The sequence below is a fragment of the Hyalangium sp. genome, from assembly GCF_045802625.1.
Taxonomy (GTDB): Bacteria; Myxococcota; Myxococcia; order Myxococcales; family Myxococcaceae; genus Hyalangium.
Map to the genome: position 1 here is coordinate 38,925 of NZ_JBJMQP010000043.1, position 16,285 is coordinate 55,209.

12 protein-coding genes are annotated in these 16,285 nt (G+C 67.7%); 7 read left to right on the forward strand and 5 right to left on the reverse strand.

What is annotated here, in order from left to right; translation table 11 throughout:
• Positions 1 to 55 precede the first annotated feature (55 nt).
• The 6 genes from ACJ8AT_RS08200 (at position 56) to ACJ8AT_RS08225 (ending at position 8,455) form a co-directional block, all read left to right on the forward strand.
• The gene (locus tag ACJ8AT_RS08200) at positions 56 to 1,900 is read left to right on the forward strand and encodes a globin family protein (protein ID WP_407737077.1); all 1,845 of its coding nucleotides are present in this window, start codon (positions 56 to 58) and stop codon (positions 1,898 to 1,900) included.
• Between the two features lie 23 nt (positions 1,901 to 1,923).
• Positions 1,924 to 3,819, forward strand: a complete 1,896-nt coding sequence (locus ACJ8AT_RS08205) for a protein kinase domain-containing protein (protein WP_407737078.1) — start codon at positions 1,924 to 1,926, stop codon at positions 3,817 to 3,819.
• Between the two features lie 118 nt (positions 3,820 to 3,937).
• The gene (locus tag ACJ8AT_RS08210; RefSeq protein ID WP_407737079.1) at positions 3,938 to 5,197 is read left to right on the forward strand and encodes an ATP-binding protein; all 1,260 of its coding nucleotides are present in this window, start codon (positions 3,938 to 3,940) and stop codon (positions 5,195 to 5,197) included.
• 84 nt (positions 5,198 to 5,281) lie between these two features.
• Positions 5,282 to 6,526: a glucose-1-phosphate adenylyltransferase gene (glgC, locus tag ACJ8AT_RS08215; protein WP_407737080.1), complete on the forward strand. Its 1,245-nt coding sequence runs from the start codon at positions 5,282 to 5,284 to the stop codon at positions 6,524 to 6,526.
• A 10-nt stretch (positions 6,527 to 6,536) separates the two neighbouring features.
• Positions 6,537 to 7,691 (forward strand): hypothetical protein, encoded by a 1,155-nt coding sequence (locus tag ACJ8AT_RS08220; protein WP_407737081.1) that lies wholly within the window; start codon positions 6,537 to 6,539, stop codon positions 7,689 to 7,691.
• A 32-nt stretch (positions 7,692 to 7,723) separates the two neighbouring features.
• Positions 7,724 to 8,455, forward strand: coding sequence for an alpha/beta hydrolase family protein (locus ACJ8AT_RS08225; RefSeq protein ID WP_407737082.1), 732 nt, complete (start codon positions 7,724 to 7,726; stop codon positions 8,453 to 8,455).
• 31 nt (positions 8,456 to 8,486) lie between these two features.
• Here the strand turns inward: ACJ8AT_RS08225 and ACJ8AT_RS08230 are convergent, their stop codons facing one another.
• The 4 genes from ACJ8AT_RS08230 to ACJ8AT_RS08245 all read right to left on the reverse strand — a co-directional run bounded on the left by ACJ8AT_RS08230 (position 8,487) and on the right by ACJ8AT_RS08245 (position 13,542).
• Positions 8,487 to 9,095: an MBL fold metallo-hydrolase gene (locus ACJ8AT_RS08230; RefSeq protein WP_407737083.1), complete on the reverse strand. Its 609-nt coding sequence runs from the start codon at positions 9,093 to 9,095 to the stop codon at positions 8,487 to 8,489.
• Positions 9,096 to 9,188: 93 nt separating this feature from the next.
• Positions 9,189 to 10,589, reverse strand: a complete 1,401-nt coding sequence (locus ACJ8AT_RS08235; RefSeq protein WP_407737084.1) for a serine/threonine-protein kinase — start codon at positions 10,587 to 10,589, stop codon at positions 9,189 to 9,191.
• 93 nt (positions 10,590 to 10,682) lie between these two features.
• Positions 10,683 to 12,491, reverse strand: a complete 1,809-nt coding sequence (locus tag ACJ8AT_RS08240) for a DUF2201 family putative metallopeptidase (RefSeq protein WP_407737085.1) — start codon at positions 12,489 to 12,491, stop codon at positions 10,683 to 10,685.
• On the reverse strand, positions 12,481 to 13,542 hold the full coding sequence (locus tag ACJ8AT_RS08245; protein WP_407737086.1) for an AAA family ATPase: 1,062 nt from the start codon (positions 13,540 to 13,542) through the stop codon (positions 12,481 to 12,483). Before ACJ8AT_RS08245 ends, ACJ8AT_RS08240 begins: the two co-directional genes overlap by 11 nt.
• Positions 13,543 to 14,215: 673 nt before the next feature.
• Between ACJ8AT_RS08245 and ACJ8AT_RS08250 the strand changes: the two genes are divergently transcribed.
• Positions 14,216 to 14,710 carry a tetratricopeptide repeat protein gene (locus ACJ8AT_RS08250; RefSeq protein WP_407737087.1) on the forward strand — a complete coding sequence of 165 codons (495 nt, stop codon included), beginning with the start codon at positions 14,216 to 14,218 and terminating at the stop codon, positions 14,708 to 14,710.
• A gap of 25 nt (positions 14,711 to 14,735) precedes the next feature.
• On the opposite strand, the gene ACJ8AT_RS08255 is transcribed toward ACJ8AT_RS08250, so the two are convergent.
• The gene (locus ACJ8AT_RS08255) at positions 14,736 to 16,142 is read right to left on the reverse strand and encodes a reverse transcriptase family protein (RefSeq protein WP_407737088.1); all 1,407 of its coding nucleotides are present in this window, start codon (positions 16,140 to 16,142) and stop codon (positions 14,736 to 14,738) included.
• Positions 16,143 to 16,285: the final 143 nt, after the last annotated feature.

Consider the following 16,285-nt stretch of genomic DNA (forward strand, 5'->3'; position numbering starts at 1 on the left):
AGCCCACCCCAGGGGTTCTCTGAATTTCATAGGACATAGGGTGAGATTCGCCCCCATGTCCGACCCCAAGCAGCCCCCTCCGGCTCCCAACGCCCTCAATCCTTCCACTACCGTGTCGTACGGGGCCGGTACCGCGCAGCGCCCACCTTCGGCTCCTCCGCCCAACACGGTCGCGGCCCAACCCAACACGGTGGCGCCCAAGGGCCCGGTGAGCCCGCGCAGCGTGGAGCTCGTGCAGCGCACCTGGTCCCAGGTGCTGCCCATCTCGGATGCCGCCGCCGGCCTCTTCTATGACCGGCTCTTCGAAATGGAGCCCTCGCTTCGCTCCATGTTCAAGAGCGACATGGGGCAGCAGAAGAAGAAGCTGATGCAGACGCTCAGCATCGCCGTGGATGGGCTGAACAACCCTCAGCGCCTCATCCCCGTGCTGGAGCAGCTCGGCGTGCGCCATGCCGGCTACATGGTGCAGGAGCACCACTACGGCCTGGTCGGTGAAGCCCTCCTGTGGACCCTTCGCGAGGGCCTCGGCGACTCCTTCACCCCAGAGGTCGAGACCGCATGGCGGGAGGTCTACGGCGCCGTCGCTGGCGTCATGAAGAAGGCTGCTGCTTCGGCCGGCAAAGTCTCCACGCCGCCGCCGGCCTCCTCACGTCCGACAGCGTCCGCGCCTCCGGTGCCGTCCGCGCCTCCGGTGCCGTCCGCGCCTCCGGTGCCGTCCGCGCCTCCGGTACACGCCGCTCCTCCTCCCATCCCCCTTCCCTCTCCGGCAGTCGCTGCCCCGCGCTCGGCCGCGCCCCCGGTGGCACCGCCCACCCCGGTGGCGGCACCGTCTGGCTCGACCTCGGTCAAAGGCCCGGTGAGCCCGCGCAGCGTGGAGCTCGTGCAGCGCTCCTGGGCTCAGGTGATGCCCATCTCGGATGCCGCCGCCAGCCTCTTCTATGACCGGCTCTTCGAGCTGGAGCCCTCGCTTCGCTCGATGTTCAAGAGCGACCTAGGACAGCAGAAGAAGAAGCTGATGCAGACGCTCAGCATCGCCGTGGATGGGCTGACCAATCCCCAGCGCCTCATCCCCGTGCTGGAGCAGCTCGGCGTGCGCCATGCCGGCTACATGGTGCAGGAGCACCACTACGGCCTGGTCGGTGAAGCCCTCCTGTGGACCCTTCGCGAGGGCCTCGGCGACTCCTTCACTCCGGAGACCGAAGCCGCCTGGAAGGAGGTCTACGGTGTCGTCGCCGGCGTCATGAAGAAGGCCGCGGCCTCGAGCCCGGTGTCGAAGCCTCCGGTGAGCGCTCCCGCCCCGGTGCCCTTTGAGCCCCCCGTGCCGGAGTTGGATGTGTCGGAGGTGGAGTTCTCGCCGCCAGCGGAAGGCCATGCCATCGGTGACCAGACGATCCCCTACCCGATGCTGGCCCAGACCCGGCTGCTGGGCCTCCAGCCCTTCGCCCAGCCTCCCGTCCCCAGCGAGGCTCCGCCGGAGAACCGAGCCGTCGCTGCTCCCGCGGCGGCGCCCTCCGCCGCGATCTCCATCCCGCTGAACGTCCCGAAAGAGGTGACCTTCAACGTCCACCTCAACATCAAGCTCGAGGCGGACGCGGCCCTGAGCGCCCTGGCGATGCGGGCCGCGGCCCCAGAGCCCCCCGCGCCCAAGCCCGCCCCGGTCCGGACTCCTCCGCCCGAGCCGCCCGCTCCTGCTCGCGCCTCGGTCTCCCCGGTGCTGCTCGTCGCCCTGTGCGTGCTCGTCTCGGTCAGCACCGTCGTCGCGCTCGGGCCGCTCGGGCAGGCGGCGTCCTCACTGGCCCTGACGGATCTGCCCAGGCTGGCGGCTCCCATCTTCACCCTGGCAGCGCTCGCGGTGGGTTACCTATGGGGTCGTGGCCGCGGCTCCGAGCGTCAGAAATAATCCGCCGCCGGGAAAGCCGCTGAATGGATCCGACGGGACAACGTATTGGCGCCTTCGAGATCGTCCGCGTGCTCGGCGCGGGCGCCATGGGAATGGTCTATCTCGCGCGCGACAACATGCTGCGGCGCGAGGTGGCCCTGAAGCTGCTCACCAAGGGCTCGGATGAGGCCGACCACGAGCTGCAGGAGCGCTTCCTCCGAGAGGCTCGCGCCGCGGCCCGGCTCATCCACCCCAACGTCGTCCAGGTCTTCCAGATCGGAGAGACCACCCGCCACCGCTTCATCGCCATGGAGTACATCGAGGGCGCCTCGACGAGGCACGTGGCCAAGCAGTACGGGGGCCGGCTGCCGGTGCCCTTCGCCTTCGAGAAGATGCGCGAGGCGGCCGATGCGCTCCGGCTCGCCGCTTCCATGGGGATCTGCCACCGGGACATCAAACCGGCCAACCTGCTGCTCACCTCCGCGGGCGTGCTGAAGATCACGGACTTCGGCCTGGCGGCCCAGGTGGATGCCAGCGGCACCATCGGCCAGGCCTCGGCGCAGATCGAGGGGACGCCCTTCTACATGGGGCCGGAGCAGTGGACCGGAACCGCGCCCACCCCGGCCGCTGATCTCTACAGCCTGGGCTGCACCTTCTATCACCTGGTCACGGGGCACCGGCCCTTCGCGGCCAATGACTTCTATGGCTCCATGCAGGCGCACTGCCACAGCCCGGTGCCGGATGCGCGCGCGCTCGTGCCGGATCTGGATCCCGCCTTCGCGGAGCTGCTCAAGCGCTGCATGGCCAAGCAGCCCCAGGATCGGCCCACGGCCGCGGAGCTCGTCGAGCGGCTCGATGAGCTCCTGATGCTCTGGCGCAACCAGGCTCGCGCCATGGGCTCGGCGCCGCTGATGGTGAGCCCCGCGCCGCTGACGGGCTCCTTCGAGGGCCCCGGCACGGGCCCGCGCTCCAATCCCGCCGCGCGCTCGCTCTCCGCCTCGCAGACGAGCTGGCGCGAGGGCAATAGCATCTCCAACCGCGCGGCCTGGTCGTCGCCCTCGATGCTGGACAGCTCGAGCCAGGCGATCGACGTGCTCGGCAACCAGAGCTATCACCGGTACTTCGCCCTCAAGGGCTACCCCTTCAGTGACATCCGCCAGCCGGCCTCCTTCTGGGACGGAGGCCCCTATGGCCCCGCGCTGTTCGCGCTCGCCTCGCGGGTGGAGCAAGGCCAGCGGCTCAACATCCTGGTGGGCCCGCCAGGCAGCGGCCGGACCTTCCTGTGCGAGATGCTGCAGCACAAGCTCCCGGGCACGTCCGTCTTCTCCATCGAGCCCCAGCTCCTCCTCGGCTCGAAGCTCTTCCTGGCGCTCTGCAGGCAGGTGGGCGTCCAGGCCAACCCGAGCTCCAGCCAGCGCTTCCTCACCGAGACCTTCCTGGCGCATGTGCTCCCGGACCGGCCGGAGGCCACGGCCGCCATCGTCGTGGACGGAGTGGACCCGAATGATCGGGAGCTGCTCGCCGAGCTGGGGCAGATCCTCCAGGCCACGACGCGGCGCAGGTTCGCGCTCGTGCTGGTGGGCGAGGAGACGCTCCCGGAGAAGCTTGCTCAAAACCAGGCGCCCGCGAGCCTGCTCGAGGGCGGGCCTCCCGTGGCCCTGCGGGCCATGACCCAGCAAGAGATGATGGAGTACATCGACTTCCGGATGCGGTGCATTGGCGGCGTGGCTGGCTTCACGCTCGACGCCGCCTCCCGGCAGATCCTGTACCTGCGCAGCGGGGGCATGCCCCGGCTCGTGAGCGTCTACTGTCACAACGCACTTACACTTGCTATGCTCCGTCAGGAGCGGATGCCCCGGCTCGACACGCTCCGGCTGGCCGTGAAGAGCAAGAGCTATCTGTCGCCCGAGGCCGCGCGCTCCCTGCTCGTGGCAGGTTGAGCGCTCTGGCTGCTTTGGCAGTCCAGGCCCCGAATAAATTACATTCCCCGGAAGAGTTGCAATCGCGGTTGGATTCCTTGGCCGGATGGGCTGTAATGCCTCGCGAGGAGGGGGGGACATGAAAAACCAAGCGAGGATGACGGAGCCGGATCTCACACAGGCTCTGCAAGCCATTGAAGCCAACCCTGGGGCCTCCGACGAGCTGCGGCACCTGGTGCACGAGCTGCGGCGCCACCAGCTCGAGCTGCGGCAGATGCAGCTGCGCGTGGGGCTCGTCGAGCGGCTGGCGACTGTCGGTACGATGGCGGCCAGCATCGCCCATGAGATCAACAACCCGCTGGCCTTCCTCATGGGCAACCTCACCATCGCCACGCAGGCGCTGCAGACGGTGCCTCCCGCCCTGGCGGAGCAGGCACTCCACGCCCTGGCCGAGGCCCAGAACGGCGCCGAGCGGATCCAGGAGATCGTCAAGAACCTGAGCACCTTCGTCCGTCCGGGCGCCACGCAATCCGGCCGCGTCAATGTCCAGCAGGTGCTGGAGCTGTCCGTGAAGCTGGCCATGCCGGAGATCCGCCACCGCGCCCATCTCGTGCGGGACTACGTGGAGGTGCCCGAGGTCATCGCCGACAAAGCCTTGCTGGCGCAGGTCTTCCTCCACTTGCTGGTGAACGCGGCGCAGGCCATCCCCGAGGGGACCGCCGACAGCAAGAAGATCCACCTCTCCATCCGGGCCTTGGAACAGACCGTGCTGGTGCAGATCCAGGACACGGGTGGGGGCATGCCCGTGAGCGTCCTCGAGCACCTCTTCGATCCTGCCACCAAGGATGTGGAGAAGGGTCCAGGGCTGGGGTTCTCCATCATCCACAACCTGGTCTCGCAGCTGGGAGGGAGCCTCACCGCGGAGAACCCGCCCGACCGGGGAAGCATCCTCTCCATCCGGCTTCCGGTGGCCCCGCCGCTGCCCCCAGCGCCTCTCCCGGTCCCCCAGGCACCGGCGATCACGCCTCAGCGCGGACGGATCCTCATCGTGGATGACGAGCACCGGTTCGGGGCGACCCTCCAACTGCTCCTGGGACGCGCCCACGAAGTCGCCTACACCCCCAGCGCGCGCGAGGCCTTGTCGTGGATCCACGAGGGAAAGCCCTACGACGTCATCCTCTGCGATCTCATGATGGCGGAGGTGACGGGGAGACAGTTCCATGAAGCGCTCTCCCAGCACTCTCCGGAGTTGGCCCGCCGCGTCATCTTCATGACGGGAGGTGCCTATACGCCGACCTCGCTGGACTTCGTGGCGAAGCTGACCAACCCCGTGCTCAACAAGCCGTTCAAGGCCGAAGAGTTGGAGAGGCTGGTGGCCTCCTTGTTGTCGTCCGTTTAGTTGAAGCGAGGTCCCATCTCGTCAATCCTCCGGGGAGCAGGCGCGCTTCAAGGGCGCCCCCACGCCGCAACGGGAGATCGACACTTGGCCCAGCGCATTCTCGGAATGATCCTCGCCGGGGGTCAGGGAACCCGGCTCGCACCGCTCACGTCGAGACGCTCCAAGCCCGCGGTGCCGTTCGGCTCGAAGTTCCGCATCATCGACTTCGCGCTGAACAACTTCATCAACTCGGGGATCTACTCCATCTACGTGCTGACGCAGTTCAAGGCGCAGTCGCTCACCGAGCACATCCAGCGGGGCTGGCGCTTCGGCACGTTCCTCTCGGACTACTTCATCACGCTGGTGCCGGCGCAGATGTACCGCTTCGAGGAGCTGGGGCCCGTCTGGTACCGAGGCACGGCGGACGCCATCTACCAGAACCTGCACCTGATGGAGAACCACACGGCGGAGCACGTGGCCATCTTCTCGGGCGATCACATCTACAAGATGAACGTCGCCCACATGCAGGAGCTGCACGAGTCCCAGCGGGCGGACATCACCATCGCCGCGTACCCCGTGCCACTGGCCGAGGGCAACCGCTTCGGGATCATGCAGGTGGACGAGCGCGGCCGGGTGACGGAGTTCCAGGAGAAGCCGAAGGAGCCCAAGCCCATGCCGGACCGGCCCACCATGGCGCTGGCCAGCATGGGCAACTACATCTTCCGCCGCCAGGTGCTGCAGGACTTGCTGGAGATCGACGCGAAGGAGACGGACTCGCAGCACGACTTCGGCAAGAACATCCTCCCGCGAGCGCTGAAGGACGGCTACCACATCCAGACGTACGACTTCACGCGCAACCCCATCCCCGGCCGGAGCACGCCCAACACCTACTGGCGGGACGTGGGGACGCTGCAGGCGTACCACGAGGCCTCGATGGATCTGGTCTCGGTGAACCCGGAGTTCGACTTGTACAACCCGCAGTGGCCGCTGCGCACGGCGAACGAGTACAGCCCGCCGGCGAAGTTCGTCCACGAGTCCGGGGATCGCGTGGGCCGGGCGCTCAACTCGCTGATAGCGGGCGGCTGCATCATCTCCGGCGGCGTGGTGCGCGAGAGCATCCTCTTCCGGTGGGTGCGCGTGAACTCGTACTCGGAGGTGCTGCGCTCGGTGATCTTCGACGAGGTGGACATCGGCCGGCACGCCCAGATCAAGAACGCCATCATCGACAAGGGCGTGCGCGTGCCCGCCAGCACGAAGATCGGCCACGATCTGGAGCAGGACAAGGCGCGCGGCTTCACCGTCACCGACAACGGCATCGTCGTGGTGCCCAAGGGCTACAAGTTCGCCTGAGGCCCGCCTCATGCGGCGCGGACTCCGAATCCTGATCCTGGGGTGCCTGGGGGTGGGCCTGATGGCGGCCCTCTTCGTGGGCCCGGCCTGGCTGCGCGGAGCGGCGCTGGTGGTCCGCGCCGCGGGCCTGCAGGAGGGCTGGGCCCAAACCCTGGCGCAGTGGCGAACCGTGCCGTTCGAGGTGTCGGAGCTTCAGGTCCCTTCTCGCTACGGGCCTCTGCGCGCTCGGCTCTACCGCCCCCGGGAGGCCCGAGGCCATCCGGTGGTGCTGACCTCTGGGGTGCATGCCGACGGGATTGATGAGCCTCGGTTGGTGAAGCTGGCGAAGGATCTCGCTACCGGAGGCCAGGTGGTCCTCACCCCCGAGCCGCCGGATCTGCTCCGCTACGAGATCACCCCACGCCTCCCGGACATGATCGAGGACGCGGCCACGTGGCTCTCGGCGCAGAAGGAGTTGGCTCCGGATGGGAAGGTCAGCCTGTTCGGCATCAGCTTCTCGGGAGGGCTCTCCATCGTCGCCGCGGGCCGGCCCGGGTTGAGGAACAAGGTGGCCGCCACCCTCTCGCTGGGAGGCCATGGAGAGCTCTCGCGAGTGCTCTCCTTCCTGTGCACCGGTGTTCTTCCAGACGGGAGAGCGATGAAGCCTCACGACTACGGCGTGGTCGTCATCCTGCTCAACGTGGCCGACCGGCTCGTTCCCGCGGAGCAGGTGGAGCCCCTGCGCGCGGCCATCCGCACGTTCCTGCGGGCCTCGCACCTCACCTTGAGCGATGCGAAGCGGGCGGAGGAGAAGTTCGAGGAGGCCCGGAGGATGCAAGGCCAGTTGCCCGAGCCCGCCTCCACGCTGATGAAGTACGTGAACACGCGGGATGTGGCCGCGCTCGGGCCGCTGTTGCTGCCCCAGGTCCGAGCTTTCGCCGCGGATCCTTCGCTCTCGCCGGAGCGCTCCCCGCCCCCCTCAGCGCCCGTCTATCTGCTGCATGGAGCGGATGACACGGTCATCCCGGCCATGGAGGCCTCTCTGCTGGCGCAGGCGCTGCGTCCCCATACGAAGGTGGATCTCCTGGCCACGCCGCTCATCACCCACGCGGAGGTCGACCGGAGCGCCCACTTCAGCGATACCTGGAAGCTCGTGGCCTTCTGGACGCATCTGCTCGCGGAATAGGCTCCCCAAGCTGGGGACTCTGGGAGTGTTCGATGAACCTTCACACATCGCGGCTGTCCCTCGCGGGAGCACCGGCCCTGACTGTCCATCAAGGCTCGCGCGAGGAGGCGCTCGAACGAGGCACGGTGCTCTTCTTCCATGGCCTGAACGGCTCCAAGGAGGTCCACGAGCGAGAGCTGAACCTCTTCGCGGAGCACGGCCTCTTCGCGGTGGGAGTCGATGCCGTGGGGCACGGCGAGCGGCGCTATCCGGATTTCTCCATACGCTTCGCCGACGACAATCCCCGAGTGGATGAGGAGTTCGCGGGCGTGGTCCAGGCCACCGCGCGCGAGGTGCCAGCCCTGCTCGACGCGCTGGTCCAGGAGCACGGGGCCACTCCACGGCGGATGGGAATCGGCGGAGCCTCGATGGGCGGCTTCATCACCTACGCGGCCCTGGCCGAGGAGCGACGACTGCGAGTGGCGGTGCCGCTCATCGCCTCCCCTGAGCTGGGCCGCGCGGGGAGCCCCCACGAACGGCCCGAGCGGTTCTTCCCCGTGGCCCTCTTCAGCCAGACCGCGGGCAGAGACGAGGTGGTGCCTCCACGGCAGGCGCGGGAATTCCACGCGAGGCTGGAGCCCTTCTATGCCCAGGCCCCCGAGCGGCTGCGCTACCGCGAGTTCCCCGAGTCCTCACACATGATGCGGCCCCAGGACTGGAAGGAGGCGACGAAAGACGCGGCGGAGTGGCTCGTGCGCTTCCTGGCCTCGGAAGCCGCGCGCTGAAGTTCAGACGCAGCGGCGTCGGCACTGCGGTTCACGTCCCCAGGGTGGAGAGAAACTCCTCCAGCATCTTCCGTCCATCGCGGAACACGCACCAACCGTCTCCCAGGAGCAGGGCCTGCAGGCGCTCGTAGGCGAGCAGCCGCCGGAGAGAGGCCGCCGCCCGGGCTTGATCCTTCATCCCCTGCTCTGGCTTCAGCAGCATCAGCTCCCCCGCCCGGTGCGAGCGCAGCAGGTCACCTGAGATGAGCGTCGTGTCCTCCAACACGAGGGCCAGCTCGCCCGGAGTCTTCGAGCCATCCAGTTCGTGGATCCGGAGTCCCGGGAGAAACTCGTCTCCTTCTTTCAGCCAGCGCTCACAAGGGATGGGGAACCCTTCCCTCTCTGCTGCAGGACCGGCGATGTGAGCGCCAAACTCCGCTGCGATCTCCTTCGCGCCGCGAACATGACTCGAGTTGGTCAGCACGATCCAGGCGGCCCCGCCCAGTTCTCGGAGATGCTTGCGGTCGTGCTCCGAGAGCGGCAGGGGATCCACGAGCACGTTTCCGCCCTCGCGGATCCACGCGAAGCCGTTGAAGTCGATGTCGAGCCTCTCGATGAAGGTGGACCAGCAGAAGAGGTCGCGGCGGTGCAGTCGCTTCATGGCGGGCACTCCTTGAGCCGGGGCTGCGCAGCAGGCACTCCTCCCTCACCCTAACCTTTCCTGGGACAAAGCAGGACGCCTGGGTCGACGTCTTTACGGCGGTTCCGAGGTGGGCTGGCGAGCCATGTCGTAGGCAGGCATGTAGCAACGCCCCTCGTATTCGACATGCTTCGGGCTGCACGGCGCTTCCTCGTCACCCAGGAGGGCCCAACATCCGTCATTGATTGCCCGCTCTCCACGCTCGCACGGTGGCTTCCGCTGCCCTGGGAACGGAGTCTTGGGCATTCGCACACCTATGGCGTAAGAGGGAACTCCTCCCCGTGGCACGTCCGTAGCCTCAGTGAGCGCGACATCTCCCACTCCCCCGTCAGGAGCTTCCATCGGAGGGGGCTTACGCACCTGCTCCTCCCTATCAGGGAACGTCTCCGAGGTTGTCCCAACCCCGTGAGGCAACTTCGCGACTCCCGCCACCAGCACCACCCCCACCATCACGACGCCGGCCCATGGGACCCAGCCCGGAATCGCCCACCGCCGAGGACGACCCGGGTGCGTCGCCTCTTCAGTGGGAATCGCAGAGGGGCTGGAACGAATGGGAGTGTTGGCAGCGCGGCCAGCGCTCCTCGCGGCCTGCTCCATCGCCTGGGCAAGCTCGCCCGCCGTACCTCGTGCCCCGGGCTTTTCGGAGAGCATGCGGAGAATGAGCACTTCCAACTCCGGCCCCACGCTGGCCAGCTCGCTGGGAGGCGGCAGGCGCGCAGGAAGTGGACGCTCCGGGTCATCCGCGCACTCTGGGTCCGTCCCGGGCGGAGGATAGGTGCCCGTCACCAGCCGGTAGGCCATCACCCCGAAGGCATAGACGTCGTCCTCGGGGCGGTAGGCATAGTGAGCCGCGGTGTCCCGCCGGTAGTGGTACCGGAAGCGAAGGAGTTGGGGGCTGCGATACGGCTCGGTGCCCGGGGGAATGACCGTGTCCGTCATGGGGCGAGCCCCGGAGTAGAAGCCCAGGCCGAAGTCCACGAGCATGGCCCTACCCTGTCGGTCCACCAACACGTTGTCCCCCTTTACGTCCCGGTGAACGCCGTGCTCGTGGGTCGCCTCCAGCGCGCGTGCCACCTGGGCGAGCAGCTGGAACACCTGGCGCTGGGTGAGGCTGCGGTGCCGAGCCCAATCGTAGAGAGGGACTCCCTCGACGAGCTGCATCACCACATAGGGATAGCTCTGCCCCTGAGCCCCGCGCCAGGAGCCTTTGCCGTGATAGCGGGGCACGTGGGGGTGGTGGATGCGGGAGAGCAGCTCCGCCTCACGTTCGAAGCGTGCATCATCCGCGTAGCGAGCGAGCTTCAGCGCGTACTCGCCGGCCTCCGGCCTGTCCGCCAGGACCACTCGATACACAGAGCCATAGGTGCCGTAGCCCGAGCGACCGACGACACGCCATGGCCCGAGGAGTTCTCCGTACTCGGGGCCGTCAGGATCTCTGAGAGCAGGGTTCATCATCGCGCCTCTCCTGGTGCTGGCGGGCGGGCCCGCGGGCGCACCCTACCGCATAGGTGAGGAAGGAACCACCCGCTCTATCAGGTACTGAGCGGCTCAGACGATGCGGAACACCTTCCCCTTGGGAACGAAGGGCAGGTGCCGCCCCTGGGGGAGCAGGAAGGCGTGCTCGCGCCGGAGCTGGAGCCGGTCGCACTCGCCGTCCGTGATGATGAGCAGCGGCCCATGCTTCGGGAAGTCCTCGGCCTTCTCCAGCAGATCGATCCCGGGCTGGAGCACCGTGCCTCCTCGCCCGCGGACCCGTACCCGCTCGGCGATCACCTCCGGCGCCACGTAGCCCTCGTCGTAAGCCACCGCGTCACAGAAGACGAGCCGCACCCGCGTCACGTCCCGAGCCATGCTGAAGCTGGCAATGGCCCCCAGCGCCTTGGCGAGCAGCTTGCGCTCCATGGAGCCTGACGTGTCCAGCACCACGCCGAAGGTCCTCCCCTCCTGGGCGTCCGCCTTGGGAACCCAGCGCGGCCGGGGAATATCGGGCGTGGAGGACTGGCGCCGGCTGAGCCGGGTATAGGTCCGGTGCTTCTCCAGCGGGGAGAAGTGCTCGTCGAACCACTGCGCCAGCTCCACGTCCCAGGGGATGGGAGGCTGATCCAACGCGCGGATCTCCTCCACCAGCCCCGCGGGCAGCAGCCCCCGGCCCTCCGACTCATGGTGCGCCAGCCCCTGCGTCAAGCAGCGCCGGTAGAAGGCATCGAGCGACACCCCGTCGCCGTGCATCCACCACTCGGGGGTGTTGCCCTCCAGCATGTCTCCGAGCCCGTAGCCGCGCAGCGTCTCCAGCTTCCGGTAGCGGCGCATGTCCGTGACGATCAGATCGTAGATGGACTCGGCGGACATCCCCTTGAGCTGGGGATCGTAGAGCACGCCGAACTTCGGCAGCTCCCCGACTCCCATCTCCACGAGCCACCCGTTCACCACGTAGTCACAGGCGACGTTCCACAGGTACGGATCCCGGCCCATGCGGCGGGACTGGTGGCGCAGGCCCACGTGGAGCAGCTCGTGCGCGATGACGAAGCGGGCAGACGCCTCGTACAGGCCCGCCGCGGGGTTGATGTAGATCTCCCGCGCCTCCTCATCCACCGCGGCCACGGCGATCTGCATCCGCGTGCAGACGTGCGGATCCTCCACGAGCGTGAAGTGCGCCGCCAGCGAGCCGAGCAGCGGGAACTTGGAGATGAACCACGAGCGCGCCCGCGTGGCCTCCGTCTGCACGCGCTCGCGCGAGCTCATCGACTGCCGCAGCCCCGCGGCCAGCTCCACCGCCGCGTCCACCGCCTGCACGAGCCCCTCGGCCAGGGTCTGCTCCCAGTTCCAGGGGTCCTCGGGACGATCGTCGGCCTGCCCGACGTCGATCATGTCGTAGGAGTGCGGGCCCGCGGCCCCACAGCCGGCCAGCTTGGGAGGAATGCCCTCGCGGACGAAGCTCTCGTACAGCCGCTCCTCGCTCCTCGAGCCGAAGTCCAGCTCCACCAACATGTCATCCGGCGGGCGGCCGAACTTGAGATCCTTCATGAAGCGCGCCACGAAGCAGTCACACGCCGCCTGCCAGGCGATGGGCTCGGGGACGTTCTTGAAGTGCCCGAGCCCCAGGTGCAGCAGGCAATGGGCAATGGCATAGGCCCACTCGTCCGCCGAGCCTCGCCGCTTGGGGTGCGCGTAGATGGTTCCGCGCGGGCTCACCACCGCCCAGCCGTTGTGCGGGTACGGCGTGCCCTCGCGGCGCTGGATGGACACGCGCCACATCAGCGGCCCGAAGATGGGGTGGGCGCGCACCTTCTCGACGCCCTTGTCGAAGGCCTCGGTGGCGGGATCGGCCGCGCGCTTCTTCTCGTCCTTACGCGCCATCCTTGCGCTCCACCAGGCGAGGCAGATCGCGGACGATCTCCAGCAGGAGCCAATCCGGCAGCCCCTCGCCGTCCTGCCGGGCGACGATCATCTGCGCCATCTCGAAGCTGATGGCCGCCAGGCTCTTGATCAGCCCCTTGGCCCGGTGCGCCAGCTCGCGGTGGTGCTCGGCGAGCGCCTCCCGCGTGCGAGGCAGCTCCTTGATGAGCTGGGCGCGCAGCGACTGGGAGAGGAAGTAGAGCACGTCCCGATCCTCGGGAGCGTGGGGCCAGCCCATCTCGCCGCGCAGGATGGCGTTGAGCCGGTACTTGCTGCGCGCCTGCTTCACGAAGGCCTTGAACTGCCCGGCGTGCACGGGAGACAGGCACCCGTAGGCCAGCACCTCCAGCGTGGCGTCCGGCACGTCCTCGCCGTACTCCTTGAGGGCATCGCTGAGCATGTGCCACGAGCGCGGCGTGGAGAAGGGCTCCTCGTGCTTGGGCGGCATGCTCCAGAGGTGGTCCGGGCGCAGGCGGATGTAGTCGAGCACCGTCGGATGCACCTCGCTCTGCTGGGCCCACTCCAGCCAGTCCTTGTGCGAGGCCTGGAGCTGCACGTGGATCATCCGGTTGATGAGCGCCGAGGACATGGGCTTGACGATCGCGCTGTCCTGCGCGCGGTTGCCCGCGCCGATCACGATCGAGCCCGAGGGCAGCTCATACTCGCCGATGCGCCGCTCGTGGATGAGGCTGTAGAAGGCCTTCTGCACCTCGTGCGAGCAGGCGTTCAGCTCGTCCAGGAACAGGCAGTAGGGCTCGTCGCGGGCGATCATCGTCGGCGGGCAGAAGCGGCTCTTGCCGTTGACGATCTGCGGCACGCCGATGAGATCCTCGGGCGCCAGCTGGCTGCCCAGCAGCGACACGCAGGGCAACCCCACCTGCTTGGCGAACTGCTGGACGATGGAGGACTTGCCGATGCCCGGTGGACCCCAGATGAACACGGGCCGGATGACCGCGACGTGGAGGAGGTACTCGGCCAGCGACTTCTGGGTCAGCGTCTGAACGGCGTTCACTCGGGCGGCTCCTGATGCCGGGGGCTGATGCGGGCCCATGACGACAGGAGTCGAGCCGGCTGACAACCACTCCTATCAGGCATCCCTTGGAGGTCATGGACTTCCTGCCGGTCCTGGGCTCTACTTCTCCCCCGCCCTCGGCTCATCCGTGAGGGTGAACAGCGCGGGAGATACCCATGAGTGCTGGCGTTGCGCACAGGCTCAGGCCACAGGCCGCTCCTCCTTGGGCTGTCTTTATCGTCTGTTGGCTGCTTACCGGATGCGCCGTCGTCCCCGCCAAGCAGACCCTCCAGAGGAAGTCTGCCGAATGCCAGAGCAAGCCGCCATGCGTTGCGATGACCTGTCGCGATCCGAATGATCTGGCGACCTGCTATTGTCCAGCAGAGCTCCCAGATGGACGCCGCCAGCCTCTCTCGCCGGAGGAGTGCAATTCAACGCTCGACGACCCGAACTACGATCATCAGGTTGATTCTGCTGGGGTACCCGGCGGTGGTGGGAAGGGCGAGCGCGGAAAGACAGCCAAGCCGGATGGGACAAACAATCCCTTCAAACATACGAGACCGCATCCTACCCGGAAGGGGTGGATTCTGGAGGAGGATCCGCACACTGGCAAGTGGAACCCTAGAGCAGCACCCCCTGGGTGGCAGGAGTGGTGGGACGCAAAGAACAAGCCATGAAACGTAACGGCAAGCAGCGGAACCCCTGGCCCCTGGACTCGCTTGTTATTCAAGCCATTGAGCTGGCCGATGCAGGCAAGAACAGGGAGGCTGTGCCATTGCTGTTGAGGGCGGCAAGAGCCGGAAACCTGAGTGCACAAGTCACCTTGGGGAATCATCTGGCTCATGGGATGGGTGTGCGCCAATCGAGGGAACGAGCCCTGTATTGGTACAGGCGTGCGGCAAAACGAGGGGATGCCGCCGCCGCCTCGAATGCTGGTTGTGTCTACCGGGACGAAGGGCGCATCAAACTGGCTCTGCGCTGGTTTGAGAAAGCCGTAGCTCTGGGCCTAGACGATGCAATGCTCGAAATTGCAAAGCTATGCCTGGGTCCCCTGGGGGACGCCAAGAGAGCCGGGCGGCTGCTTGCGAAGGTCTTGTCCTCCAAGGAGGTGGCCGTTTTCACTCAGGAAGAGGCGGTTCGACTGAGAAAGGAGTTCCACCTGGAGTGAGTCGAATGATCTCGACCCGGGGGCCTCATCCTCCGAGCAGCTCCTTCACCTCGCGCTGCCAGCGCGCGCCCAGCTCCGGGTGCACCATCTTCACGTAGGCCGCATAGCCTCGCAGCCAGCTCTCGAAGTCCTTGCGGCCTCGCGTCTGCGAGGCCACGCCGTGCTTGCGGCAGTTGGCCAGGATGGCCTTGAACCGGCGGCGATCGGCGCGCGGAATGGAGACCTGCTGGTTCACCGTCAGCCCCGTCACCCGCTGCCGGTTCGCCTTGCGCATCACCCGGCGCTTCGGGTGGTTCTCGGCGAAGCCCTCCTGCTGGAGGATGGCGTTCACCCACCAGAGGAAGCGGCCCGTCTTCTCGGGCGGAGCCTTGAACGAGAAGGACAGGTCATCCGCGTAGCGCGTGTAGGTGGCTCCGTGCTTCTTCGCCAGCGCCGTGAGCCGCGCGTCCATCCGCCGGCACACCAGGTTGGCGATCGCCGGAGACGTGGGCGCTCCCTGCGGCAGCGCGCCCGGCCACACCACCGTCCCGTCCGGCAGCTTCGGGCGGTGCGTGGTCAGCCCCGCCAGCGCGCTGGCCACCTCGAAGCCGTAGCCGTGGGCCTGGAACAACCCGAGCACTCGCCGGTAGTGCACCGTGGGGAAGAAGTTCTCCAGATCCACGCGCACCACCACGTTGGCGCCCGTGTGCGGCTCGGCGTTGCTCACCGTGGAGCGCCCCTTCACGAAGCCGTGCGCCGCCGGGTGCGCGGGCATGTTCGCGAGGATCTTCTCCAGGATGGCTCGCTGCACCTGCTTGAGCTGGGCGCGCGGCGCGGAGATGCGGCGCACTCCCCCCGAGCGCTTGGGGATCTCGAACTCCACGTAGCCCGAGCCCGCCTCCGTGCCCGGGCGCATCAGCGCGTCCAGCTCGGACCCCTTCACGCCCACCAGCTCCGCCACATCCCTGCGCAGGGCCAGCTTCGGCAGCTTGCCCGTGGTGGGCGGCTGCTTCTTGGCCTTTCCGCCGTGGAGGCCGAAGTTCCAGCCGGTCGGGTTCCAGCCGCCGGGGGCCATGGGGCGCGGAACGCGCGGGGGCTTGAAGCGGCGATCCGGCGGCGAGACGTCCGTCAGCCCCAGCTTGTGCACCGCCCCTCGCGCGGCTCCGGACACCCGCCGATCCGAGTCCTTCACCAACCGCCGGAGCTGCCCCGCGGCCGTGGTGCGCGCGAAGATCAGGGGAATTTGCCGGGTGCCCTGGAGCCGCTCGCGCGGATCGACGCTGCGCAGCATGCGCCCCACCGGCTCCAGCCACTGGCGGCTCACGTAGAAGCGCGCCACCTCGTACTCGGCCAGGCCCTGGTGACGCTCGAGCAGCTCGGTGATGCGCTCGAAGTTGGCCTCGGGATCCGCCATCAGCGGCTTCAGCTCGAGCAGGAGGCCCACCAGGTTCATGTCCATGCTCTCCTGGGGTGCTCGCCCCCCACGCGGTGGAAGACACTGCGCTCCTGGGGCCGCCGCCACCTGCACGGCAGATGCGCGCGAGGTCGAAAAGCCCGCAAGGCGGACCTCGCGTTGCGTCGTTCTTCAATGGGTAT

What these genes read in the sequence shown, in the direction of transcription:
- ACJ8AT_RS08200 (WP_407737077.1), top strand. Translation starts at nt 56, where the DNA reads ATGTCCGACCCCAAGCAGCCCCCTCCGGCTCCCAACGCCCTCAATCCT.
- ACJ8AT_RS08205 (WP_407737078.1), top strand. Translation starts at nt 1,924, where the DNA reads ATGGATCCGACGGGACAACGTATTGGCGCCTTCGAGATCGTCCGCGTG.
- ACJ8AT_RS08210 (WP_407737079.1), top strand. Translation starts at nt 3,938, where the DNA reads ATGAAAAACCAAGCGAGGATGACGGAGCCGGATCTCACACAGGCTCTG.
- ACJ8AT_RS08220 (WP_407737081.1), top strand. Translation starts at nt 6,537, where the DNA reads ATGCGGCGCGGACTCCGAATCCTGATCCTGGGGTGCCTGGGGGTGGGC.
- ACJ8AT_RS08225 (WP_407737082.1), top strand. Translation starts at nt 7,724, where the DNA reads ATGAACCTTCACACATCGCGGCTGTCCCTCGCGGGAGCACCGGCCCTG.
- ACJ8AT_RS08230 (WP_407737083.1), bottom strand. Translation starts at nt 9,095, where the DNA reads ATGAAGCGACTGCACCGCCGCGACCTCTTCTGCTGGTCCACCTTCATC.
- ACJ8AT_RS08235 (WP_407737084.1), bottom strand. Translation starts at nt 10,589, where the DNA reads ATGATGAACCCTGCTCTCAGAGATCCTGACGGCCCCGAGTACGGAGAA.
- ACJ8AT_RS08240 (WP_407737085.1), bottom strand. Translation starts at nt 12,491, where the DNA reads ATGGCGCGTAAGGACGAGAAGAAGCGCGCGGCCGATCCCGCCACCGAG.
- ACJ8AT_RS08250 (WP_407737087.1), top strand. Translation starts at nt 14,216, where the DNA reads ATGAAACGTAACGGCAAGCAGCGGAACCCCTGGCCCCTGGACTCGCTT.
- ACJ8AT_RS08255 (WP_407737088.1), bottom strand. Translation starts at nt 16,142, where the DNA reads ATGAACCTGGTGGGCCTCCTGCTCGAGCTGAAGCCGCTGATGGCGGAT.